Source organism: Phyllobacterium sp. YR531 (assembly GCF_000282595.1).
In the GTDB taxonomy this organism is placed as follows: Bacteria; Pseudomonadota; Alphaproteobacteria; order Rhizobiales; family Rhizobiaceae; genus Phyllobacterium.
In genome coordinates this window covers 117,584-140,003 of sequence record NZ_AKIZ01000035.1, presented here as the reverse complement: position 1 = coordinate 140,003, position 22,420 = coordinate 117,584, and the positions used below count along the sequence as shown (strand labels likewise).

Below are 22,420 nucleotides of genomic sequence, written 5' to 3'. Positions count from 1 at the left end.
GTCACTTCTGAACCTCCGTGGGATCAAGTGGAATGCTGGTGCCATCCGGATCAACCAGCGCTTTCTTTATTGCGTTCAGGAACTGCTCGGGATCATCAATGACCACCCTGACGCTCTTGTGTTTTTTGAATGGATTGAGACCAGAGAACTTTAATGTCGCGGTCCTTTCATCATATCGAACTTCCTGCAATTCGCGGATACGCATGTCGCTTGGGTCCTTACTTTAGGGCTCTGCGGCGAATATTCCCCCGAATTTTGTGTCACAATCAAGTCTCGTGGTGAATGGCGTAATCCGGCGAGCTAACTGCCTGCCGCCAGAAATACACTGGATATGGTGGTAAGCATCAATGCGCCACCGGCCACTCCCGCCGTTTGCTGCCGGTTCAAAACCGCATGTGATGCTGCAAATTCAACAGCAATCAGAAAGACAACTGTTGCGAGAATAGGGTCTGCTGAAAGGGCCGGATAAACAATCGACATCGACATACGAAAAATACCGATGGCAGACAGTCCGAACAGTGCAACTGCCCCGCCCTGCCAAATTCGTGCCCCTGTCTGGATTGCACCAAGTACACTTCCAAGGACTGTGGTCATTGCCAGCGCGGATAGAAAAAACTGCATAATTTGCTCCTGATTTCAGGCGCAAACTGCATTGGCAAACTGACAGCATGCTGAACAGGCCGTATCAGGCGCTACCGGCGATGGCGCGGGTTGCATCATCCGCAGGAAAATACTGCTCGATGAAAATGCCTTCCGTCAAAACCTCCTGTGCCGAACCGAAGGCCGTCAGCGTCGTGATCCAGCTTGTCATCGTGTCCCCAAGCCGCAAACGGGCGGTAATGACCGGCGGCGGGTTTCTCTCACCTTCATCATTCCGCAACAGGCTGGAAATCTCCGCATCATTCTCATAAACGGCAAGGCGTTGTGCCAGACCGCTTCGCGGACCATAAAGCCGCGCCTCATTTCGCGCTCTTTTGAGAAACAGCAGGGCAACCTCCGGCCAGTTTTCAATGGCCTGCTTCACCGGGCCTGGTTCAAGCACCAGCGCCAGAATATTGATGCCGGGTGCCACTGACATGCCGAGCGCATTTGCCAAGGCAGAAAACCCGGCATTGGCAGCAAGAGTATCATAATCGGCATTGAAGGCGACCGCGGGCCAAGGCTCATGTTTTTCGAGTATCAGGAGCAGAGTATCGCGGATCAGGACAGGCAATCCTGACAGCCCTTCCCGTTCGGCCGAGAAATAACGTGGTGCGAAACCTGCCGCACTGAACAATTCATTCTGTATTCTGTAGGGCAGTTCGAGTGCCTCACAGATACGAATGATCATACCTTCGGACGGCTGGGAGCGCCCGGTTTCAAGGAATGACAGGTGACGCGATGAGATACCCGCCTCAAGGGCAAGGTCCATTTGGCTGAGATGCCTGTGCGAGCGCCATTGCCTGAGATGATCACCAAACTGCATCGCCGACCTCCATCAAACGTCCATGCCAAATATACGCAACAAAACCCATTACCTCAGAGGTAATTGTTTTACCTACCTCAAATCTACATGCTCGCCTTATCAACGCAACAAAGGAGAAGCAGCATGATACAGATCAATCTCAAGGATGGCATGATGATCAACGCGATCCTGACAGGAATTACCGGGATTGGGCTCGCCCTATTTTCCGAGCTTGCCAGCCAATATCTTATGCCGGGAATACCCGCATGGTTGATATTGGGACTGGGTATTGCACTGGTGGTTTTCGCAGCTGATGTCGGAATAATTGCCCAGTGGAAAACGCAATCGCGATCATTGGTCGGATTTGTATTTGCAGCGGACTTGCTATGGGTGGTCGGCGTTCCGGCAGTCCTTATATTCCTGCCCTCCGCCTTCACGCTTTTGGGCATGGTCGCAGCCCTTGCAGTGACTGCCGTGGTTGCCGGTTTCGCCCTGATCGAATGGGAAGGGCTGAAGTGCTTGCGGGCTGCGTAACGTACCAAGGCAGATGAGCCACCCAGCCACTTGTCTGCCTTAGTCTTGCCAGAAACTGGCCGCAGTCATATCGGCAACGCCCGTCCATTTATTTCTGATGACTGCGGCGTAACATATACGCAATGCAATTGTCTTATCGGTCGAAACACCTGCCAACCACCCCTGTATACTCATCGATGGTCAGGCCTTCAAAAGCTGGAATATCATGGAAAAATCCACCAAAAAATCTCTTCGGCGCTGGACTGTCGGAGTCCTTCTCCTCGCCGTTCTCGCCTTCTTCATCCCCTATCTCGAATTCTTCTATCTGGCCTGCGGCATCTACGATCTGGCCCGCAACAAAAATCTGAAGCTTCAGGTCGTTGAACAGTATTTCTTTGGAAACGGTCTTTTCACGTGGCTTCTGTCGCCATTGAATATCCTGCTTGATATTCTTTCGCTGCCTTACAAAAACAAGGGCGTCTACAAGCTGGAAGACCTGCCGCCCGCCTATCAGGCAGAAGTGAAGCGTCTGATTACAGCGACGCAGAAGGAAAACATCGTAGGGCAACTACAGCAACGTGCGGAACAACAGGGCCGCAGCATGTTCTTCTTCAAATGGTACGGCAAGGACCAGCCAAGCTTTGCCAATGTGCCGTCCTTCTACGAGGACTATGATTACGTAAAGACTATTGGTGTTTCGGTGTTCAACAAAAAGAACTCGACATCAAAGCATTTTGGCCCGATCCGGGCGACGATCCGTGTGCTTTACAATATCAATGATATGAATGACCGCACGGCATACATTTGGTGCGGCGACACCACCAGCTACTGGAAAGACGACAAGCTTTTCATCTTCGATGACACGCTGATGCATCAATCGGTCAACCAGACCGACCAGACACGCTATTGCCTGTTCGTCGATATATTGCGGCCTTCCTACATTCCGGGCTTCTTTGCCGCCATCGTCTCGTTCATGGGCGTGATCCTGAAAGGCAGCAACTCGATCTTCTACAAAAACTGGAAAGTTATTCAGAAGTAGGTTTTTCTACTTATCTAAATACGGCCGCGAAGTCGCGCTACAACGCGTCGTAGCGGCATTATATTACGCCACAACCACCGCGCTGGCCTGAATGCAGTTTCAAGAGGTTGCAAAATCTGTTCGATTCTTAATAATCGATGACGCATCTCCCAGTCAATGGTATCGTTTTTTTGAAGCAGAGTGAGCATCATTCCCAAATTTTCAGGACTTTCATTAAGAAACTGCCGCAAAAAATGATTGCGATACTTGATGCCAAAGCTGCGATGAATAGAGACACCATCAATGATCGAATTTCCGTACGATCCCTGGTTTCCTGAATGCCTATGATGGTAGTAAGCTAGGTTTTTCTTTAGGAGGCCAATTTCACCTATTGAAGCCAGCCGAAGATTAAAGTCCCAATCCCCCAACACCGGCATATCAGCATTGAATAAGCCAATCTTTGACAGGGCAGCGCTTCGGAACAAAAGACAAATAGGAGGATATGGATTGGCGGTGAGTAGTTGGCGAATATCTATTCGCTCGTCCGACAGGTGCCAAGGATAGCGGCTTTCTTCTATGATCTGATCGCCCTCGATCCTCTCATTAACCACCGTATAATTGGTAGCGACAGCTATTTCGTTACGATTTGCAGAATCCATCATAAAACCTACCGTTTCCTTGAGGAACGCAGGTTTCCAAGAATCGTCATCATCATGAATGACGATAAAATCAGCTTCCACCCGTTTGAGTGCCGAATTAGACGCAGCCTCCATACCTAAGCTGATTTTATGATGGATAACCGTAATCTGACTGCAGTACGCGAATGCGTGACTGCGGACCAAGTTGTCAACAACCGCTTGATCACCACCATCATTCACCAGATATAAATGCCAATTAGTCAGTGTCTGAGAAAAAATGCTGGCCAAGGCTCTAGCGAGCAGAATCGGGCGTTCTTTCGTCCGCATAATGACGGCAACGCGGCCGTCATGAATCAGGTTGGATAGATCGGGGCTAGAATAGGTATGAAGCATTTTAATCAATCATATTGCCTTAACGTACGCGCTGACCAATGCGAAAAACGCTGGCGTGCCAATTCAGCAATGGAGCGGCGTTGTTCATTGTTTGCAGCGCGAATCCATTTCTGAAGCGTACCAGCACGCCATTGGCTGCGCTCCAGATCCGCCTTCATGGCGGCGGAGTTTTTTGGTGTTTCCGCAATCACAATGGGATCAAAATTGGCATGATCGAAACTACCACTATGCTGCAATTGAGAAATCAGCGCCAATTCGTCAGCGGTTGGAGAGAGAAAACTCGCACCAATTGCAGCAATCGCTGCCTTCGGATAGTAATCATCAACTGCTTTGTCTGAACTAATTTTACGTTCGCAAATACCTTGAAGCACACCTTGATGAAATGGCTCTGCAAACATTCTGAATTGTTCCGCCTCTGAGGTACTATTGGCAAATACAGGTTCCCACCTTGAATTGCGATGTTCATACGAAATAACCGTACCGTGTGGAGCCGAATGCAGTTCTTCCAGTATTTCAACTGCGCCTTCCATCTCGGGTTGTTCCCAATGTTCGAGATAGTCTGTCGAGAACGCAGCTTCCATGGGCCCAGCACCGTAGCGGTTTCCTGTAGCAGCTGGCCAAAGCCCGTAATAAAATCCGGTCAGCTCACTTTCCGAATTGCAATGGTCAAGTATTTTCTTGAGCGACTTCTGCATTGTCCCATGCCATCCGAGATCCACGATGGCTACACGACCTGGAGAGAGGAGCTTTTCTTGCCGCAAGTATTGCAATAAATTGGAATAATCCTTGCTAAGCCTCCCTCTCACTAACGCCGAATTGGACTGAAGAAATATTAATAACATTCTATATATCTCGGGCATCTTCAGCGTCTGCTGCAGATCCCCAAATATTATTTTTGCTTTAACACATAACATACTGTCCTCAGCGCACCCGAGGCGCTGTAGAACTGACCAGATTGAGAGATCACGGTCACTACTGCTCAAGAATTTGATCAAAGGCTCCGATAGGCGGCCAGGTGAGCTATCGATATATCCGCAGGCAAAATGGAGCGTACGCCTTGATACGCCAAGATAGTGGATTTTCGTTCTTACAGATGTAGAAAATCCGGCGGCTTCCCATGCAGCCTTAATTAGCCATCCATCGCGCGCGCAGAAATACAGGCGATCAATTTCATGAGCCTCCAATCGATCTCGAAGCCATTCGATAAAACTACCTACTACTATTGTACCAACGCCTCGGCCCATAAGTTGCCATTGTTCGACATCGGTTAAAGGCTTCAAATTACTTCTGGCGCTTAATTCCAAACTTCGTTGTCGGTAGGAAAAGGGTAGTATGTCCGGCGTCAACTTGCTTCCTGCACGTCGACTGGAGCTTGCACGAGTATATGCCATAGTTGTAAGGCCAAAACTTTTTGGCATTTCCACATCAGATTTTTCGTCATCTCCAATGTGGACTATGCGCATGCCCAGCGGCAAAATAGCTTGCCATATCCGCCCTGATGCCTTACTCGCCTTCACCTCAGACGATACGTGTATCGCTGTCCAACCACTGAAACCCGCATTACCGAGTATTTCCGCTAAGAATGCTGCCGAATGGTACATATCCGAAACAAACATATAAGGGATATTTGACGCCTTCAGTCGCCCGGTGAGTTCCAGTATGTCGGGTACTGCAAAGAGCAGATCCCGCTCGGTCTCCATCTCCAGCGCTATTGCATCTACCAATTGAGAAAATTTTGGCAAGTATCGTGGCACGAACTTGTAAATCTCGTTTAATGTCACTTCCTCGTAGTTTAAACTACGTGCATGCTCGCGTGACTCGCGTTCTGCTTCCTCGCGAGCTGTTGCAAATCCATTTGCAGCAGATCCAAACTTTACGACGAGACGTTTCTCAATCTCAGCAAAGGCATCAGCAGGACTATCTACAAGCCGGGTCAAAGCAGTGTCAAAGATATCTAACGATACACAATCGTGCTTGCGAGCCTCAGCAAGGGCTTCGCAGATGAAAGCTTCATCTTTGATCCAGTTGGACAACGGCGACATTTAGAATGCCCTTTAAAATATAAGTTCTGGCATCTAAAACAGACTGCCAGCTAAAAACATAAAATATTTATCGTAACAAAAATTGCTATGTATTTTATATAATACTATGTCAACGACTAAAACAGAAATTATACTAAAGTATAATTTCTGTTTTCTGGTTTTTGAGAATTTCTCCAACTGCTGTATACTGACTTCTTATCCCCGCAATACGCCGCCGGTCTGCTTGCTGACGCTTTCGACAACGCGCTTGGTCAAAGCATCCAGATCCTCATCGTTCAAAGTACGTTCCTGTGGTTGGATCGCTACTTCGATAGCGACGGACTTCTTGTCCTCGCCCAGCGAAGCGCCCTCGAAAAGGTCGAACACCTGAACTCCGATAATCAGTTTCTTGTCGCTGCTCAGTGCGGCGCGAACAATGCTGCCCGCTTCGACCGACTTATCGACAACGAATGCGAAATCACGACGCACAAGCTGCAAATCAGAAAGATTGAGCGCAGGCTTGGTGCGGGTGGCTTTCTGCTTTGGATCCGGAATGGCATCGATGAAAATCTCGAAGCCGCACAGACTACCCCCGACATCAAGCGTTTCGAGAGTCTTTGGATGGAATTCGCCAAATGTGCCAAGAATGACCTTCGGGCCAAGCTTGATCGTGCCGGAACGGCCCGGATGATACCATTCGGGGCCACCGGCCTCGATTTGCAACTTGTCCACGGGCGCACCGCAAGCTTCGAGAACAGCAATTGCATCGGCCTTGGCGTCAAATATGCCGACCGGCGCAGCATTGCCGGACCAATGGCGGCCAACACTTTCGAAATGTGTAGTACCACGGCGAACACCTGCCGCAACACGGCGCTGATCCTCCGGAGAATTGCCCTCATAAGTGCCCGAAACTTCGAACAGAGCGAGATCGTTGAAACCACGATCCGCGTTGCGCTGGGCAGCAGCAAGCAAGCCCGGCAAAAGCGAAGGGCGCATGTCCGACATATCCGCAGCAATCGGATTGCTCAGTTTCAGTTCCGGCTTTCCGCCGCCAAAGGCTTTGGCTGCGCTTTCCGAAATGAATGACCAGGTTACAGCCTCCATCATTCCGCGCGATGCAAGCGCGCGCTTGGCATTGCGCGTGCGGATCTGCAGCGTGGTCAGGATTTTGCTGTTTATGGCGTCAATCCTGACCAGCGGCTGTGGGTCGATCAGATTGATGCCATGAATACGCATGACTTCTTCAACCAGATCAGCCTTGCCATCAACGTCGGAGCGCCATGATGGCACGACAACATCAACCAGTTCACCTTTGCTCTGCGGCTTGAAGCCGAGACGCGACAGGATATCGAGACTTGTTTGTGCCGAAACATCGATGCCGGTCAGGCGCTTTACTTCGGATGCGGGGAATTTGACCGTTTTAGGCGTATGGCCCTTATAGCCGACCACCTTGGTTTCCGAGGGCGTGCCGCCGCAGAATTCAAGAACCAGCTGTGCAGCAAGCTCCACACCCGGGATCATCTGTTCAGGATCAACACCGCGTTCGAAACGATAGCGGGCATCGGTTATGATGCCCAGGGTGCGGCCAGTGCGGGCAACATTCATCGCATCCCAAAGCGCCGACTCAATAACAACATTGACCGTGTTTTCATCGCAGCCGGAATGCTCGCCGCCCATGACGCCGGCAATCGATTCGACACCGTTTTCATCTGCGATCACGACATTTTCCGGGCTCAGGGTGTAATCCTTGCCATTGAGGCCGAGGATCGTCTCGCCATCGCGCGCGCGGCGAACGACAAGCCCGCCCTTCACCTTATCCGCGTCGAAAACATGCAGCGGGCGACCACGATCAAAGGTGACATAATTGGTGATATCTACCAGCGCGTTGATGGGGCGCAGGCCAATGGCGATAAGCCGCTGCTGCAACCATTTCGGGCTCGCGCCATTCTTGACACCCTTGACCGTACGCCACGCGAAACCGGGGCAAAGATAATCCTCGCCCTTCAATTCGAGCGCTACATCAACCTGCGGTGCACCCGTGCCCTTAACAGGCTCGATTGCGGGCGTTTTCAGCGTGCCTAGACCAGCTGCCGCCAGATCACGCGCAATACCATAAACACTTGTACAATCAGGTCGATTAGGCGTCAGGTTGATTTCGATGACAGGATCATCAAGTCCGGCATAGGCAGCGAAACTCGTGCCTACAGGCGCATCGGCAGGCAGATCAATAATGCCATTATGCTCGTCTGACATCTCCAGCTCACGCTCGGAGCACATCATGCCATGGCTTTCCACGCCCCGGATCTTGCCGACCGAAAGGGTGATATCAATGCCCGGCACATAAGCGCCCGGAGCAGCAAAAGCCCCAATCAGCCCTGCGCGCGCGTTAGGCGCACCGCAAACCACCTGAAGCGGCTTACCATCGCCCGTATCAACGGTCAGTACCTGCAGCTTGTCCGCATCCGGATGCCTTGAGGCAGTCAATACTTTGGCAATGACGAAAGGCTTCAATGCAGCCTTGTCATCGAGAGACTCGACCTCAAGACCGATCATGGTCAGGGTTTCGACGATTTCATCCAGCGACGCTTGCGTCTCAAGATGATCTTTCAGCCAGGAGAGTGTGAATTTCATGATTTCACTCGTTTCTCAATTTTAGCGTTTGAGGATTTCGACAAGGCGAAACCGCTCCAATAAAAGTTCCATATCCGGCGAGAAGCCGCCGTTGCGACTAAAGTAATTCTGGTGATCATGCCGCCACTGTTCCAGCGTAGCCGCGCCTTCACCCTCTTCACGGGCAAAATCGGCATCAACTTCATTGAAACGGCGATATGAAATCTCGACCGTTTCGATAACCGCCGCTGGATTGCCAGCACCATCAAGCACGACATCGCGCCGACCAACGACAGGCTTTTCAGTGCTGTCTTCGACATAGTCACGTACCGCCGCACAAGTCGCGGTCTTCTTGCCTTCAAGCACAAGGGCCAGCAACTCGTCAGCAAGTGCGGGCGAATCCCCGAACGCGAACTTCAAAGAGTCCTTGTATCTTTCAGGCAATAGCGTCACGCGCTCAAGCCCCCGAACAAGGTTGGCATATCAAGTGGGCGGAAGCCGTAATGCGACAACCAGCGAACATCGGCATCGAAGAAGGCGCGGAGATCGGGCATGCCATATTTGAGCATGGCAATACGATCAATTCCCATGCCCCATGCAAAGCCCTGATACTCATCCGGATCGAGTCCGCCATGGCGCAGCACATTCGGATGCACCATGCCGCAGCCGAGGATTTCCATCCAGTCATTGCCTTCGCCGAACTTCACTTCCTTGCCGGAGCGGTCACACTGGATATCAACTTCCAGCGATGGCTCGGTGAACGGAAAGTAGGATGGACGGAAACGCATCTTCAAGGATGGCACCTCGAAGAAGGTCTTGCAGAACTCCTCAAGCACCCATTTCATATTGGCGACATTGGCAGTCTTGTCGATAACCAACCCCTCGACCTGATGGAACATAGGCGAGTGCGTGGCATCAGAATCCATACGATATGTCTTGCCGGGGATCACGATACGGATCGGCGGCTTCTGCGCTTCCATGGTTCGGATTTGCACTGGGCTCGTATGTGTACGCAATACACGCCGATCATTCTTCTCGTCAGGGTTGAAGAAAAACGTGTCGTGCATCTCTCGCGCCGGATGACCTTCCGGAAAATTCAGCGCCGTGAAGTTGTAATGGTCGGTCTCGATATCCGGACCTTCTGCAATGGCGAAACCCATATCCGCGAAAATCGCTGTGATCTCGTCGATGACCTGGCTGATCGGGTGGATGCGGCCACGCTCTGCTGGCGAAGCGCGCAGCGGCAGTGTGACATCCACTTTTTCCTTGGCAAGGCGCTCGGTGATCGCCGCATCCTTGAGGGTCGTCTTGCGTGCAGTCAGCGCTTCGGTGATACGGTTTTTCAATCCGTTGATTGCCGGTCCCTGACTTTGACGCTCTTCCGGCGACATTGAGCCAAGCGATTTCAGCTTTTCGGAGATCGAACCCTTCTTGCCAAGCGCCGCAACGCGAACGGCTTCTATAGCCGCTTCATCATTGGCAGCATTGATCTGCGCAGCAAGGGCGCTTTCCAGTTGTGTAAGCTCGTCCATGGTTTTCACCCATTGTTTGGCAGTGACGATAGCAGGTGTCCGAGTCTTTCCGGTGAAAGACAGAACGCCGTCAGAAAATCGAAAAACCCGCGCTAGCCGAGCCAGCGCGGGTTTCCCAAACTTAAATTTTCGAATGCTTTGGGAGCGGCGGCTGGCTTAGCGGACAGCGCCTTCAAAAGCGTTCGGTGTGGTGTCTTTGAGGTATTCGAGCGCCTTCTTGGCAGAAGCCACGATTGCACCGAATGCTTCTGGCTCGTGGATCGCGAGATCCGACAGAACCTTGCGGTCAACCTCGATGCCTGACTTGGTCAGACCATCGATGAAGCGGCTGTATGTCAAACCATGCTCACGCACAGCAGCATTGATGCGCTGTGTCCAGAGAGCGCGGAATGTGCGCTTCTTGTTCTTGCGATCGCGATAGGCATATTGCTTCGAACGATCGACAGCAGCCTTGGCGGTCTTGATTGTATTCTTGCGGCGACCGCGGAAACCTTCGGCCTGCTTCAGAACTTTTTTATGCTTGGCGTGGGACGTAACGCCCCGTTTTACACGTGCCATGATATGATCTCCTTACTTGAGGATGGATAACGTTGCCCGGATCAGAGACCGTTAGGCAGGAACTTCTTCACGATTTTCGCATCGGCATCGGCGAGAACCATGGTTCCGCGTGCGTCACGAATGAATTTGTTCGAACGTTTGATCATGCCATGGCGTTTGCCAGCGGCGGCGGCTTTGATTTTGCCAGTTCCGGTAATCTTGAACCGTTTCTTGGCAGCAGATTTGGTCTTCATCTTGGGCATTTTGCTACTCCTGATTTTGTGAGATCCATTCACTCTTGCGAGCTTCGAGCCTCTGTTTTTGACTTCAGGCCGACCAAAGCCTGAAAGCATACAAAACCGCCACGGCATGCCCTGCCGGGCGGTTTGAACGGGTGCTTCTTACCAGAAGCTTGAAAAAGCGCAACTGTTGAATCGAATAAGCCAGCAAAACTATCAATAAAGCCGCAAAAGAACCGGCAAGATGCCTATCGACTGCAGATATTCGACAAATTCGAGCAACGGATAGGATACAAAGAACACCAATCCATCAGCCAGCGTCTTATAGAGCACAGAAGGGCGAACACTCAACAGCCCGGTTTCCCTGTAGATCGAGAATTTAGGAAAAAAGCGCGGCACATCACGCTTGTAAGACAAATAGGTCTCCCCGAATGTATTCTCCAGATATCCTTCTTCGGCACGGATAACAAAATGAAAAGCCAGACAGCATATGATGGCCAATGCCAGACCAACGGTCAGGCTGCCCGTCATCATGCCGATACCGGCAGCGCCAAAGGCTGAAAACACGTAAAGTGGGTTGCGGCTTATTGAATAGGGTCCAAGGCGCACGATCTCCGCGCTTTTCCGTCCACCAATGTAAAGAGTGCACCACATGCGTCCAAGGATCGACAGGACGATGATACCGATGCCGACATCCTCGATATACTCGTGGTACCAATCGTTGGTCCATGCCGAACGGATGGTCATCAGGACAATCAGAATAAGTGCAATGATTCCGGCGATGACCAGACGCCTGCGGCGCTGGAAACGTGCCATGTCTTTTGGAGATTTCAATGCCATTGGGGGCTACATCCGTTAGAGCCGGAGCATCGCATGCCCCGAAACGGAAAAAGCCGCCCGAAGGCGGCTTTTCAAAGGCAATGAGCCGGTTTTAGCGTGGAGCCAGAACCATCATCATCTGACGGCCTTCCAGCTTGGGTTCAGCTTCCACTTTGGAAATCTCAACCGTGTCTTCCTTGACCTTGTCGAGAAGGCGCATGCCGAGTTCCTGGTGGGCCATTTCACGGCCGCGGAACCGCAGCGTTACCTTGACCTTGTCGCCTTCTTCAAAGAACCGCTTAATTGCGCGCATCTTCACGTCATAATCATGCGTGTCGATATTGGGGCGCATCTTGATTTCTTTGATTTCGACCGTCTTCTGCTTCTTGCGAGCTTCCGCAGCCTTCTTCTGGCCCTGGTACTTCAGCTTGCCCAGATCAACGATCTTGCAGACTGGCGGTTCGGCATTAGGCACGATCTCGACAAGGTCAAGACCCGCCTCGTCGGCCATGGCCAACGCTGCCTGAATCGTTACGATGCCGTGGTTTTCACCTTCGGCGTCAATGAGCTGCACCTGGGGTACCCGGATATCACGGTTGGAACGTGGTCCATCTTTCTGGACCACCTGGGCTCTAAAGGGTCGACGAATGGCAGTAGTCTCCTGAATTATTTCGGACCCGCAAATAGCACCACCGGGCCTTGGCCGCAATGCTTAAGCTGTACTGGCGGGCGTCAATATGACTGTTTTTGGGATAAATCGCTCAAATTAAACATAGGATTATTTCAGTTTTATGCAATGGAGAGGCCTTTCTTGACGCGTTTTCGCATGCAAAAAGATGAAGATCGAAAGCGAGTCGCGACCCATGACACCCTCCACACCGGAATATCTTGACCTGAACGGAATCAATATTGCCTTGCGAAGACGTGCCGGAACCGGCCCCGGCGTAGTCTGGCTCGGCGGTTACCGTTCCGACATGCTGGGCAGCAAGGCAAATTTTCTGGATGAGTGGGCGGCAGCAAACGGGCACGCCTTCCTGCGCCATGATTATTCGGGGCATGGCGAGTCGGGCGGCGAGTTCCGCGACGGGACCATATCGCTCTGGCTCGAACAAAGTCTCGGCGTGTTCCGCCAATTCTCCACGGGACCGCAGATTATTGTCGGCTCATCCATGGGCGGCTGGATTGCCCTGCGCCTGCTTGCAGAATTGCAAAGGCTCGGCGAGGGCGGCCGCGTTGCCGGTCTTGTGCTGATTGCACCTGCTCCCGACTTCACCTCCGAGCTGGTAGAGCCGAACTTGACCAACAGACAGCGCAAGCAGATCGCTGATCAAGGCTATATGGAAGAACCGTCGGAATATTCCGACCAACCCTATATCTACACCAAAGCTTTACTTGAGGATGGAAAGGCCAATCAGGTTCTCAAGGGTGTTATCCAGACCGATTGTCCGGTGCATATCCTTCAAGGCATGCGCGATGAAGACGTACCCTACAAACATGCCATGAAACTCGTGGACCATCTGCCTGTCGACGATGTGACCATTACATTGGTTCGCGACGGGGATCACAGACTATCACGACCGCAGGACCTTGAACTTTTAGGCCGAACCGTGTCTTCAATGGCGGGTAGCATCAAGACCACTCCTTCCGTTCAATAATCAGGCCTGCCATGCGCTTTTCCGTGATTGCCTCTGCTGTCGTTGCTGCCATCGTAGGATTTGGCGGGACACTCGCGCTCATCATCGCGGCGGCAAATGCTCTTGGTGCAACTCAGGCAGAGACCGCAAGCTGGGTTACCGCGAGTTGTCTCGCCATGGTTGTTGCCACCGGCTATCTCAGCTGGCGCTACAAGATGCCTATCATCAGTGCCTGGTCAACGCCCGGACTCGCGCTCATCGGCAGTTCCATCGGCTTTACAATGCCCCAGGCAGTCGGTGCATTTATTGTCACAGCGATCGCAATTATCCTCACCGGCCTGATCAAACCCATATCGACCTTCGTATCCAAAATACCTGCGTCGATCGCTTCGGGCATGCTTGCGGGAGTGCTCTTTGCCTTCCTGATTGGCGCAGCACGAACGGTTCCCGTCGACCCCCTCTTCGTTTTACCGCTTGTTCTGCTGTTCTTTGTGATCCGCCTTTTCAATCCGGCAATGGCAGTCCTTGCCGTTCTGTTCGGCGGTGTGATCTTTGCCTTCGCCACTGGCCGCGTAGCCAGCGTGCCGGTGATAGAACTCTCGACGCTTAACCTGATCATGCCGGTTTTTGACATGCACGCCATGATCGGCCTCGCCTTGCCGCTTTATCTCGTCACGATGGCATCGCAAAACCTGCCCGGCTTTGCAGTATTGCGCGCAGCCGGTTATGAACCCCCTACAGCCTCAGCGTTGCAGGTGACAGGTCTGGTTTCGCTATTCACAGCGCCTTTTGGTGCAATTACCAGCAATATGGCGGCAATTTCAGCTGCGATCTGCACGGGCCCGGACGCCCATCCTGATGCGGCAAAACGCTGGCTCACCGGCCCTTTTTATGCACTGAGCTATCTCGTTTTTGCGGTGTTCGGGGCTTCTCTGGTGGCTCTCTTTGCCGTACTGCCTGCTCCCCTGATCGCACTTGTTGCTGGTCTTGCGCTTATAGGTGCTTTCGTCAACGCATTGGCACTCTCGCTGAAAATCGAGGATGAGCGCCTCGCCGCAATCGTCACTTTTGCCGTCACGGCATCAGGCATTACGATTGCCGGTATCGGCGCCGCCTTCTGGGCATTGGTGGCCGGACTTCTCGTCGCCGGACTGGATCACGTAAAGAAACGGTCCTGATTTCAATCCCTTGCGGTTATTGGAATCACGTTTTCTTGAAAAGCCGCAATGCTTTTCCCATGTCGTTCATAATCGACCAATTAGGGTCGGGGCTTCTTAAGAAGGAAGGGCTCAATATGAACAATGCTGCTTTAATCCGGCCGGGCTGGACTCCCGCGACCATCGCTCTGATGATCATCGGTTTCATGCTATTCTGGCCGCTGGGTTTTGCCATGCTCGCCTATATTCTCTGGGGTGATCGCCTCGAAGGTTTCAAGCAGGACGTCAGCCGCAAGACTGACAGTTTCTGCGGCGCGTTCCGTCGCAACAAGCGTTCGGCGCATTTCGGCCGCGCTCCCTTCGGCACAGGCAATGCTGCTTTCGACGAATGGCGCGACAAGGAGCTGGAGCGTCTTGCCGAGGAACGCCGCAAGCTTGAGGAAATGCGTGCGGAATTCGAGGAATATGCCAATGAACTTCGCCGCGCCAAGGATCGTGAAGAGTTTGATCGCTTCATGTCGACCCGCAACAATGTAGCGAAAAAGCCATCGGGCACCGTGCCTGATGTGAATGAAGATCGAGAATAATCTTCATCCCATTCAAATCCGCTGGGCGGCGTCGGAGAACCTTCCGTCGCCGCTTTTGTTTTGCCGCACGAATCAATTATTATTGAGATCATGATCCTATCGCTCTTTCGGGCTTCGCCTCCCAAGCCAGTCAAGAAATCGGCCACACTGAGGGCTGAGCGGAGCTATGAGGTTGCGGGCCGGATTTTGCCCTTACGCGTCATGGAGAATGCGCGGGCAACGCGGTTGACACTGCGTATTGATGCAGGCGGCAAGGGTTTGCGGATGACTGTGCCGCCGGGCGTACCATCGCGTGAAATTGACAAGTTCCTTGTCCGGCACGAAGGCTGGATCGAAACGCGCATTGCCAAGATGCCGGATCAGCCGAAAGTGCGTCCCGGCGTGAAAATTCCTGTACGCGGCGTTCCCCATCTCATTGTGCACGAACCCGCTGCACGTGGGACAGTGCGGCAGGAAAATGGTGCCGAGGGTCCGCGCCTGATCGTATATGGCGACCGCCCCCATCTCGCCCGGCGTGTCGGCGATTTTCTCAAGCGCGAAGCCAAGCGCGACCTCGAAATTCTCGTGGCCCGGCATACGGCAACGGTTGGACGCCGTGCGAAGGTCATCCGCATCAAGGATACGAAGAGCCGCTGGGGCTCCTGCACATCTGATGGCACGCTGGCATTTTCGTGGCGCATCATGATGGCTCCGCCTCCGATCATCGATTATCTGGTGGCGCATGAGGTGGCGCACCTGAAGGAAATGAACCACGGCCCCAAGTTCTGGAAATTGTGCGGCGAGCTGTGCCCGGATACGGAACGTTGCAAGGCTTGGCTGAAGCGCAATGGTAGCTCGCTCCAGGCGATCGACTTCACCTGATGTCTACCGCTGTTTCCCCCGCTGTACTCGCAGCAAGCCACACGCTTTGGAATTTCCATCTTGTCTATGACAAGCTTTCAAAGGCGGACCTGATCGTCGGGTTGGGCAGCTATGATCTGCGTGTGGCCGACCATTGCGTTGAGCTGCTGAACCAAGGCCTGGCAAACCGCATTCTGTTTACCGGCAAATCCGGGAATTGGACTGGCGGACTTTACAAGACTTCGGAAGCTGAGGCCTTCGCCGAACGTGCTGTGGAGCTTGGTGTTTCTGCGCAAACCGTATTGATCGAACCACGGGCCACCAACATTGGTGAGAATATTCGCTATACGCACGAAATGGCGGGAAACGCAGTAAAGCGCATTATCATCGTCACCAAACCTCAGACCCAGCGCCGGGCTTTTGCAACGGTCCGCGCGCAATGGCCGGATGTGGAGGCAATGGTGACCGCACCCCCAACGCCATTTGACCAGCAGCCTATTGCAGCCTATCCGATGGAAAACTTCATCGATGAAATGGTTGGCGATGTGAAACGGATGATGGATTATCCGGCCAAGGGCTATCAGATCGAGCAGGATATACCGGCGCATGTCGCAGAGGCGTTCGATTTCCTTGTGAAAGCCGGTTACGACAACCACCTGTAACTAGGTTTGCTGTACAAGCGTTTTGCGTGGTTCGACGGGGCTCACCATGAGGAAGCTTTTCAATCCGCAAAGTTAATTACCAGCGCTCGTGGAAATGATCCTCTGCAATCAACCACCTTCCTCATAGTGAGCCCTGTCGAACCACGCTATATTTGATGCAACCACAAATCAGAGTTTGAACCAAAATCCTCGACTTTGACGCATTTTCATGCGAGTTGCGCCCTATGAACCTTGATATCAAAATATGCGGGTTGAAAACCGACGATGCAGTTGCTGCGGCACTGGATGGCGGCGCAACGCATATCGGCTTCATTTTCTTTGCCAAAAGCCCACGAAATATCGATCCGGCAGAGGCTGGGCGCCTTCGCCAAGCTGCGGTTGGTAGAGCTAAAGCAGTTGCCGTTACGGTCGATGCAGATGATGCAACGCTTGATGCCATTGTTGAAGCACTGAAGCCTGATTTGCTGCAATTGCACGGCCACGAAAGTGTCGAGCGGGTGACCGAGGTTAAGGCACGCTTTGGACTGCCGGTCATCAAGGCATTTGCCATACGCGAACAAGGCGATCTCGATCAGGTTGAGCCTTATATAGGGATTGCCGATCTCTTTCTGTTTGACGCAAAGCCGCCAAAAGGCTCCGATCTTCCGGGTGGAAATGGCATTGCCTTTGACTGGCAAGTGCTGAGCGCGCTTGACGGACGGGTTCCTTACATGCTTTCCGGTGGTCTTAATGCTGGCAACATTGGCGAAGCCCTGCGAGCGACGAATGCGCGCGGTATCGATATTTCATCGGGTGTAGAGTCCGCACCGGGCGTCAAAGATGTTAGCCTGATCAAAGAGTTTTTTCAGGCGGTACGCGCCGCACGACGCGTGAATGCTGCATGACAGGGAGTATAGTGGTGGACAAGGCGGTTGAACCCAATTCATTCAAGACAGGCCCCGACGAAGAGGGCATGTTTGGTATTTTCGGTGGACGTTTCGTCGCCGAAACCTTGATGCCGCTCATCCTTGAACTGCAGCAGGCCTATGATGATGCGAAGAACGATCCTTCGTTCAAAGCAGAACTTCAGGAACTCTCAACCCACTATGCCGGACGGCCCTCCAAGCTCTACTATGCTGAAGGTTTGACCAAGCATGTGCGCCAGCTTGCCAAGGATCAGGGTCTTGATGGCGGCGCAAAGATCTATTTCAAGCGCGAAGACTTGAATCATACCGGCAGCCACAAGATCAACAATTGCCTCGGCCAGATCCTGCTTGCCAAGCGCATGGGCAAGACCCGTATCATAGCCGAGACGGGTGCTGGCCAGCACGGCGTTGCATCCGCCACCGTTTCCGCGCGGTTTGGTCTGCCTTGCGTTGTTTATATGGGCGCGACCGACGTTGAACGGCAGAAGCCCAATGTTTTCCGCATGAAACTGCTGGGTGCCGAGGTTAAGCCCGTCTCCTCGGGACATGGCACGTTGAAGGATGCGATGAATGAAGCCTTGCGCGACTGGGTTTCGAATGTTGATGACACCTATTACCTGATCGGGACCGCCGCTGGTCCGCATCCCTATCCGGAACTCGTGCGTGATTTTCAGTCGGTTATCGGTACAGAAGCGCGCGAGCAAATTCTTGAGCGCGAAGGTCGCCTCCCCGACACGATTATTGCTGCGGTCGGTGGCGGTTCGAATGCAATCGGATTGTTCCATCCGTTCCTCGACGACAAGAGCGTCGAAATCATCGGCATTGAAGCCGGTGGACGCGGACTTGAGGGTGAAGAACACTGCGCCTCGATGAGCGCTGGAAGCCCGGGTGTCTTGCACGGCAACCGCACCTATCTCCTGCAAAATGCCGATGGCCAGATACTTGATGGTCATTCAGTTTCGGCAGGCCTTGATTATCCGGGCGTTGGCCCTGAGCATTCCTGGCTGCGCGATACGGGCCGGGTTTCCTACGTGCCTATTCTAGATGATGAAGCTCTGGAAGCCTTCACGCTGACGACGCGCACCGAAGGTATTATCCCTGCTTTGGAATCGGCACACGCGATTGCTCATGCGGTAAAGATCGCGCCGCAAATGGCGCAGGACAAGATCATGATCGTCAATCTATCAGGCCGCGGCGACAAGGATGTGCATACGGTCGGTCAATTGCTTGGGATGGATATCTGACAATGGCGACACGTATTGATGCAAAATTTGCCGCTTTGAAGGCTGAGGGACGCCCGGCACTCGTGACCTATTTCATGGGCGGCGATCCTGATTTTGAAACCTCGCTGAAGATCATGAAGGCTCTGCCGCGCTCCGGCTCGGACATTATCGAACTTGGCGTACCTTTTTCTGATCCCATGGCAGATGGCCCAGCGATTCAGGCGGCTGGTCTGCGCGCGCTCAAGAAGGGCATGTCACTGACAAAGACGCTCGATATGGCAGCGCGTTTCCGTGAAACCGACAACACCACACCGATCGTCATGATGGGCTATTACAATCCTATCTACATCTATGGTGTGGACCGCTTTCTCAAAGATGCCGTGGCATCGGGTATTGATGGCCTGATCATCGTCGATCTTCCGCCTGAGATGGATGAAGAGCTGTGCATTCCGGCAATCAAGGCCGGAATCAACTTCATTCGCCTCGCAACACCTACGACAGATGAAAAGCGTCTGCCCAAGGTTCTGCAGAATACATCAGGCTTTGTTTATTACGTCTCGATGAATGGCATCACGGGTTCGGCATTGCCGGACACAACAAAGATTGCCGCTGCCGTTCACCGCATCAAGCAGCACACCGATTTGCCCGTTGTCGTTGGTTTTGGCGTGAAGACTGCAGAACAGGCCAAGGTCATGGGCGCTTCGGCCGATGGTGTCGTTGTCGGTACTGCAATCGTCAATGCTGTAGCCAATACGATCAACCCGGATGGGTCACTTGTAACTGATCCCGCCGAAGCTGTGGCGACCATGGTCCAAGGCCTGTCGAGCGGTGTGCGCGCGGTGCGACTTGCAGCGGCGGAATAGAAGCCTTAAATCAACCTTCCGATAGATAAGAAACAGGACCGATCATGAACTGGATCACCAACTACGTCCGGCCGAAGATCAATTCGATGCTTGGACGTCGTGAAATGCCGGAAAATCTCTGGATCAAGGATCCCGAGTCCGGCGAAATGGTCTTCCATACGGATCTGGAAAAGAACCAGTGGGTTGTGCCGTCGTCCGGCCACCACATGCGCATTCCAGCCAAGGATCGCCTGAAGTTCTTTTTCGACAACGGCGTGTACGAGACTTTGGAACAGCCGAAGGTCGCGACTGACCCGCTGAAATTCCGCGATGAAAAGCGTTATGTCGACCGTTTGAAGGAGCATCGCTCCAAGACCGGGCAGGAAGATACGATCATCAACGCACTCGGCACAATCGAAGGCCTGCCGATCGTAGTGACGATCCACGATTTCAACTTTATCGGTGGTTCGCTTGGCATGGCTGCTGGTGAGGCGATCATCAAAGGCTTCGAAACCGCTATCGCTCAACGGAAGCCTCTGGTGCTTTTCGCTGCTTCCGGCGGTGCGCGTATGCAGGAGGGCATCCTTTCACTGATGCAATTGCCACGCACAACTGTTGTTGTGGAGATGCTGAAAGAGGCCGGTCTACCCTATATTGTGGTCTTGACGAACCCGACAACGGGCGGTGTTACGGCTTCTTATGCCATGCTTGGTGATGTTCATATTGCCGAGCCCGGCGCACTTATCGGCTTCGCCGGACAACGTGTCATTGAGCAGACCGTTCGCGAAAAATTGCCCGAAGGCTTCCAGCGTGCGGAATATCTCAAGACGCACGGCATGGTTGATATGGTTGTTCCACGTACAGAGCTAAAGACCACGATTGCACGGCTTTTGAAAATGCTGATGGGCGAGCCTGCCACTGAAAAGGTAGTCGAAACCGAGGCGGAAGAACCAGCGGTACCAGCAGTGGTTGAAGTTCAACCCTGATAGGTTGCGACCCCTCGGGGCCAACCTGTCAAAGCTGCCAATCAATCAAAACAGAGCCACTTCAGGAACCGCATTTTGACGTCATCCCGTGCCGAACATGAAATAGAGCGGCTGCTTGGCCTGCACCCCAAGGGCTTTGATCTTTCACTCGGGCGGATCACGCGACTTCTGGACACTCTTGGCAATCCGCATTTGAAGCTGCCGCCAGTTATCCATGTCGCTGGCACGAACGGCAAAGGTTCTGCTACCGCCTTTTCCCGCGCACTGCTGGAGGCTGCGGGCTATACGGTCCACGTTCACACTTCACCGCACCTCGTGCGCTGGCACGAGCGTTACCGGATCGGCAAGCCCGGTGGCGGCAAGCTCGTCGATGACGATACGCTGTTCGATGCTGTCCGGCGGGTAGCCGATGCCAATGCCGGGCAGCAGATAACGGTTTTCGAAATTCTGACTGCTGTGACGTTCGTGCTGTTTGCCGAGCATCCTGCTGACGCGGTTATTCTGGAGGTCGGGCTTGGCGGACGTTTTGATGCCACCAATGTCATTCCAGAGCCGGCCGTCAGCGTTATCATGCCGATATCTCTCGACCACCAATCATATCTTGGGGACAGGGTTGAACTTATCGCGGCGGAAAAAGCCGGCATTATCAAAGCTGGTTGTCCCGTTATCATCGGCGCACAGGAGCATGAAGCAGCGCGAACAGTTTTGATTGAAACCGCCGAGCGCCGGGACTGTCCATACAGTGTCTACGGGCAGGATTTCCTCAGTTTCGAAGAGCGTGGCCGGATGGTCTACCAAGACAATACCGGATTGATGGATTTGCCTCTTCCAAGTCTGCCGGGTCGTCATCAACTGGCCAATGCCGCAGCAGCGATTCAGGCCGTCAGAACGGCAGGCTTCACCATTCCAGACCATGCAGTGGAAACGGCCATGGGAACTGTCGAATGGCCAGCGAGAATGCAACGTCTGGCAAAGGGCAAGCTGGTTGAAACGGCAGTGCCCGGCTCTGAAATCTGGCTCGACGGCGGACATAATCCGGGTGCAGGAATGGTAATAGCCGAAGCAATAGCCACACTTGAAGATCGCAGCCAGCGTCCGCTGTTCCTGATTACCGGAATGATCAACACCAAAGACCCTGTAGGATATTTCCAGGCCTTCACCGGCATGGCACGACATGTCTATACGGTACCGATCAAGTCAAGCGATGCGGGAATTCCACACGAGGAGCTTGCGCTTGCCGCTCAAGAAGCCGGGTTATCGGCCGAACCAGTTTACTCGGTTGAGAATGCATTGAAGATATTGCGTGACAGTTGGGATAAATCGGAACCCGCACCGCGAATACTGATTGGTGGTTCACTCTATCTGGCAGGTGATGTCCTTTTGCAGAATGAGACACCGCCACAATAGTTCCGAAAATGAAGAACCCGCCTCTCGGCGGGTTCTTCAATGCAGATTAGCCGGAACAATCAGGCAGCTGAATTTTTGATCCAGTCAGACAGTTTGCTTTTTGGAGCTGCACCAACCAGATTGGCAGCAAGTTCACCATCCTTGAACAGCAGCAAAGTCGGAATCGAACGGACGCCGAACTGGGCAGCCAATTCGGGATTCTCGTCGATGTTTACCTTGGCAATCGTAACCTTGCCGTCCATTTCAGCAGCGATCTCTTCAAGCGCTGGAGCAATCATCTTGCACGGGCCGCACCATTCTGCCCAAAAATCCACAACGACGGGCTGGCCGGCCTGAATTACATCGGACTGGAAATTGCTGGTGTCGATTTTGACGGTGGTAGCCATGAAGCTTTTCCTTAACCTGTGAATATG

Annotated in this window: 25 protein-coding genes; 12 read left to right on the top strand and 13 right to left on the bottom strand. The window is 53.0% G+C overall.

Annotation, left to right across the window (positions count from 1 at the left end):
• Window position 1: 1 nt before the first annotated feature.
• The 3 genes from PMI41_RS18530 to PMI41_RS18520 form a co-directional block, all read right to left on the bottom strand.
• Window positions 2-205 carry a hypothetical protein gene (locus PMI41_RS18530; RefSeq protein ID WP_008127415.1) on the bottom strand — a complete coding sequence of 68 codons (204 nt, stop codon included), beginning with the start codon at window positions 203-205 and terminating at the stop codon, window positions 2-4.
• A 95-nt stretch (window positions 206-300) separates the two neighbouring features.
• On the bottom strand, window positions 301-621 hold the full coding sequence (locus PMI41_RS18525; protein ID WP_008127414.1) for a hypothetical protein: 321 nt from the start codon (window positions 619-621) through the stop codon (window positions 301-303).
• 64 nt (window positions 622-685) lie between these two features.
• Complete coding sequence (locus PMI41_RS18520) at window positions 686-1,465, bottom strand: helix-turn-helix transcriptional regulator (RefSeq protein ID WP_008127413.1); 780 nt, start codon at window positions 1,463-1,465, stop codon at window positions 686-688.
• A 123-nt stretch (window positions 1,466-1,588) separates the two neighbouring features.
• On the opposite strand from PMI41_RS18520, the gene PMI41_RS18515 reads away from it, so the two are divergent.
• Complete coding sequence (locus PMI41_RS18515) at window positions 1,589-1,978, top strand: hypothetical protein (RefSeq protein WP_008127412.1); 390 nt, start codon at window positions 1,589-1,591, stop codon at window positions 1,976-1,978.
• Between the two features lie 205 nt (window positions 1,979-2,183).
• Window positions 2,184-2,996, top strand: a complete 813-nt coding sequence (locus tag PMI41_RS18510; protein WP_008127411.1) for an aspartyl/asparaginyl beta-hydroxylase domain-containing protein — start codon at window positions 2,184-2,186, stop codon at window positions 2,994-2,996.
• A gap of 14 nt (window positions 2,997-3,010) precedes the next feature.
• On the opposite strand, the gene PMI41_RS24375 is transcribed toward PMI41_RS18510, so the two are convergent.
• The 9 genes from PMI41_RS24375 to infC all read right to left on the bottom strand — a co-directional run bounded on the left by PMI41_RS24375 (window position 3,011) and on the right by infC (window position 12,413).
• On the bottom strand, window positions 3,011-4,006 hold the full coding sequence (locus tag PMI41_RS24375; RefSeq protein WP_008127410.1) for a glycosyltransferase: 996 nt from the start codon (window positions 4,004-4,006) through the stop codon (window positions 3,011-3,013).
• A gap of 5 nt (window positions 4,007-4,011) precedes the next feature.
• On the bottom strand, window positions 4,012-6,048 hold the full coding sequence (locus tag PMI41_RS18500; RefSeq protein WP_008127409.1) for a hypothetical protein: 2,037 nt from the start codon (window positions 6,046-6,048) through the stop codon (window positions 4,012-4,014).
• A gap of 195 nt (window positions 6,049-6,243) precedes the next feature.
• Window positions 6,244-8,658, bottom strand: coding sequence for a phenylalanine--tRNA ligase subunit beta (gene pheT, locus PMI41_RS18495; RefSeq protein WP_008127407.1), 2,415 nt, complete (start codon window positions 8,656-8,658; stop codon window positions 6,244-6,246).
• A gap of 21 nt (window positions 8,659-8,679) precedes the next feature.
• The gene (locus PMI41_RS18490) at window positions 8,680-9,090 is read right to left on the bottom strand and encodes an ASCH domain-containing protein (RefSeq protein WP_008127405.1); all 411 of its coding nucleotides are present in this window, start codon (window positions 9,088-9,090) and stop codon (window positions 8,680-8,682) included.
• A complete protein-coding gene (gene pheS / locus PMI41_RS18485) occupies window positions 9,087-10,169 on the bottom strand; it encodes a phenylalanine--tRNA ligase subunit alpha (protein ID WP_008127403.1) in 1,083 nt (360 codons plus the stop codon). The genes PMI41_RS18490 and pheS overlap by 4 nt, the downstream gene beginning before the upstream one ends.
• Window positions 10,170-10,325: 156 nt before the next feature.
• Window positions 10,326-10,727, bottom strand: coding sequence for a 50S ribosomal protein L20 (rplT, locus tag PMI41_RS18480; RefSeq protein ID WP_008127401.1), 402 nt, complete (start codon window positions 10,725-10,727; stop codon window positions 10,326-10,328).
• Between the two features lie 41 nt (window positions 10,728-10,768).
• A complete protein-coding gene (gene rpmI, locus PMI41_RS18475; protein WP_008127399.1) occupies window positions 10,769-10,969 on the bottom strand; it encodes a 50S ribosomal protein L35 in 201 nt (66 codons plus the stop codon).
• 192 nt (window positions 10,970-11,161) lie between these two features.
• Window positions 11,162-11,779, bottom strand: a complete 618-nt coding sequence (locus PMI41_RS18470) for an isoprenylcysteine carboxylmethyltransferase family protein (protein ID WP_040855887.1) — start codon at window positions 11,777-11,779, stop codon at window positions 11,162-11,164.
• Between the two features lie 97 nt (window positions 11,780-11,876).
• A complete protein-coding gene (infC, locus tag PMI41_RS18465) occupies window positions 11,877-12,413 on the bottom strand; it encodes a translation initiation factor IF-3 (protein ID WP_040855885.1) in 537 nt (178 codons plus the stop codon).
• Between the two features lie 214 nt (window positions 12,414-12,627).
• Between infC and PMI41_RS18460 the strand changes: the two genes are divergently transcribed.
• The 10 genes from PMI41_RS18460 to PMI41_RS18415 all read left to right on the top strand — a co-directional run bounded on the left by PMI41_RS18460 (window position 12,628) and on the right by PMI41_RS18415 (window position 22,007).
• Window positions 12,628-13,419: an alpha/beta hydrolase gene (locus PMI41_RS18460; RefSeq protein WP_008127395.1), complete on the top strand. Its 792-nt coding sequence runs from the start codon at window positions 12,628-12,630 to the stop codon at window positions 13,417-13,419.
• An 11-nt stretch (window positions 13,420-13,430) separates the two neighbouring features.
• The gene (locus PMI41_RS18455) at window positions 13,431-14,576 is read left to right on the top strand and encodes a benzoate/H(+) symporter BenE family transporter (RefSeq protein WP_008127393.1); all 1,146 of its coding nucleotides are present in this window, start codon (window positions 13,431-13,433) and stop codon (window positions 14,574-14,576) included.
• 116 nt (window positions 14,577-14,692) lie between these two features.
• Window positions 14,693-15,142 (top strand): DUF2852 domain-containing protein, encoded by a 450-nt coding sequence (locus PMI41_RS18450; protein ID WP_008127392.1) that lies wholly within the window; start codon window positions 14,693-14,695, stop codon window positions 15,140-15,142.
• A 90-nt stretch (window positions 15,143-15,232) separates the two neighbouring features.
• On the top strand, window positions 15,233-16,003 hold the full coding sequence (locus PMI41_RS18445; RefSeq protein WP_008127389.1) for a M48 family metallopeptidase: 771 nt from the start codon (window positions 15,233-15,235) through the stop codon (window positions 16,001-16,003).
• Window positions 16,003-16,644 (top strand): YdcF family protein, encoded by a 642-nt coding sequence (locus tag PMI41_RS18440; protein ID WP_008127387.1) that lies wholly within the window; start codon window positions 16,003-16,005, stop codon window positions 16,642-16,644. The genes PMI41_RS18445 and PMI41_RS18440 overlap by 1 nt, the downstream gene beginning before the upstream one ends.
• 224 nt (window positions 16,645-16,868) lie before the next feature.
• Window positions 16,869-17,528, top strand: a complete 660-nt coding sequence (locus tag PMI41_RS18435; protein ID WP_008127386.1) for a phosphoribosylanthranilate isomerase — start codon at window positions 16,869-16,871, stop codon at window positions 17,526-17,528.
• Between the two features lie 14 nt (window positions 17,529-17,542).
• Entirely contained in the window at window positions 17,543-18,793 is a 1,251-nt protein-coding gene (trpB, locus tag PMI41_RS18430) for a tryptophan synthase subunit beta (RefSeq protein WP_040855797.1), read from the top strand.
• 2 nt (window positions 18,794-18,795) lie between these two features.
• On the top strand, window positions 18,796-19,635 hold the full coding sequence (trpA, locus tag PMI41_RS18425; RefSeq protein ID WP_008127384.1) for a tryptophan synthase subunit alpha: 840 nt from the start codon (window positions 18,796-18,798) through the stop codon (window positions 19,633-19,635).
• Between the two features lie 44 nt (window positions 19,636-19,679).
• On the top strand, window positions 19,680-20,600 hold the full coding sequence (gene accD / locus PMI41_RS18420; protein WP_008127383.1) for an acetyl-CoA carboxylase, carboxyltransferase subunit beta: 921 nt from the start codon (window positions 19,680-19,682) through the stop codon (window positions 20,598-20,600).
• A gap of 75 nt (window positions 20,601-20,675) precedes the next feature.
• The gene (locus PMI41_RS18415; RefSeq protein ID WP_008127381.1) at window positions 20,676-22,007 is read left to right on the top strand and encodes a folylpolyglutamate synthase/dihydrofolate synthase family protein; all 1,332 of its coding nucleotides are present in this window, start codon (window positions 20,676-20,678) and stop codon (window positions 22,005-22,007) included.
• A 59-nt stretch (window positions 22,008-22,066) separates the two neighbouring features.
• Here PMI41_RS18415 and trxA read toward each other — a convergent pair whose 3' ends face one another.
• Window positions 22,067-22,417, bottom strand: coding sequence for a thioredoxin (gene trxA, locus PMI41_RS18410; protein WP_280113456.1), 351 nt, complete (start codon window positions 22,415-22,417; stop codon window positions 22,067-22,069).
• Window positions 22,418-22,420 lie beyond the last annotated feature (3 nt).

Bases quoted from the DNA above. Each gene is read 5' to 3' on its own strand.
- PMI41_RS18530 (WP_008127415.1), bottom strand. From the start codon at position 205: ATGCGTATCCGCGAATTGCAGGAAGTTCGATATGATGAAAGGACCGCG.
- PMI41_RS18525 (WP_008127414.1), bottom strand. From the start codon at position 621: ATGCAGTTTTTTCTATCCGCGCTGGCAATGACCACAGTCCTTGGAAGT.
- PMI41_RS18520 (WP_008127413.1), bottom strand. From the start codon at position 1,465: ATGCAGTTTGGTGATCATCTCAGGCAATGGCGCTCGCACAGGCATCTC.
- PMI41_RS18515 (WP_008127412.1), top strand. From the start codon at position 1,589: ATGATACAGATCAATCTCAAGGATGGCATGATGATCAACGCGATCCTG.
- PMI41_RS18510 (WP_008127411.1), top strand. From the start codon at position 2,184: ATGGAAAAATCCACCAAAAAATCTCTTCGGCGCTGGACTGTCGGAGTC.
- PMI41_RS24375 (WP_008127410.1), bottom strand. From the start codon at position 4,006: ATGCTTCATACCTATTCTAGCCCCGATCTATCCAACCTGATTCATGAC.
- PMI41_RS18500 (WP_008127409.1), bottom strand. From the start codon at position 6,048: ATGTCGCCGTTGTCCAACTGGATCAAAGATGAAGCTTTCATCTGCGAA.
- pheT (WP_008127407.1), bottom strand. From the start codon at position 8,658: ATGAAATTCACACTCTCCTGGCTGAAAGATCATCTTGAGACGCAAGCG.
- pheS (WP_008127403.1), bottom strand. From the start codon at position 10,169: ATGGACGAGCTTACACAACTGGAAAGCGCCCTTGCTGCGCAGATCAAT.
- rplT (WP_008127401.1), bottom strand. From the start codon at position 10,727: ATGGCACGTGTAAAACGGGGCGTTACGTCCCACGCCAAGCATAAAAAA.
- rpmI (WP_008127399.1), bottom strand. From the start codon at position 10,969: ATGCCCAAGATGAAGACCAAATCTGCTGCCAAGAAACGGTTCAAGATT.
- PMI41_RS18460 (WP_008127395.1), top strand. From the start codon at position 12,628: ATGACACCCTCCACACCGGAATATCTTGACCTGAACGGAATCAATATT.
- PMI41_RS18455 (WP_008127393.1), top strand. From the start codon at position 13,431: ATGCGCTTTTCCGTGATTGCCTCTGCTGTCGTTGCTGCCATCGTAGGA.
- PMI41_RS18450 (WP_008127392.1), top strand. From the start codon at position 14,693: ATGAACAATGCTGCTTTAATCCGGCCGGGCTGGACTCCCGCGACCATC.
- PMI41_RS18445 (WP_008127389.1), top strand. From the start codon at position 15,233: ATGATCCTATCGCTCTTTCGGGCTTCGCCTCCCAAGCCAGTCAAGAAA.
- PMI41_RS18440 (WP_008127387.1), top strand. From the start codon at position 16,003: ATGTCTACCGCTGTTTCCCCCGCTGTACTCGCAGCAAGCCACACGCTT.
- PMI41_RS18435 (WP_008127386.1), top strand. From the start codon at position 16,869: ATGAACCTTGATATCAAAATATGCGGGTTGAAAACCGACGATGCAGTT.
- trpA (WP_008127384.1), top strand. From the start codon at position 18,796: ATGGCGACACGTATTGATGCAAAATTTGCCGCTTTGAAGGCTGAGGGA.
- accD (WP_008127383.1), top strand. From the start codon at position 19,680: ATGAACTGGATCACCAACTACGTCCGGCCGAAGATCAATTCGATGCTT.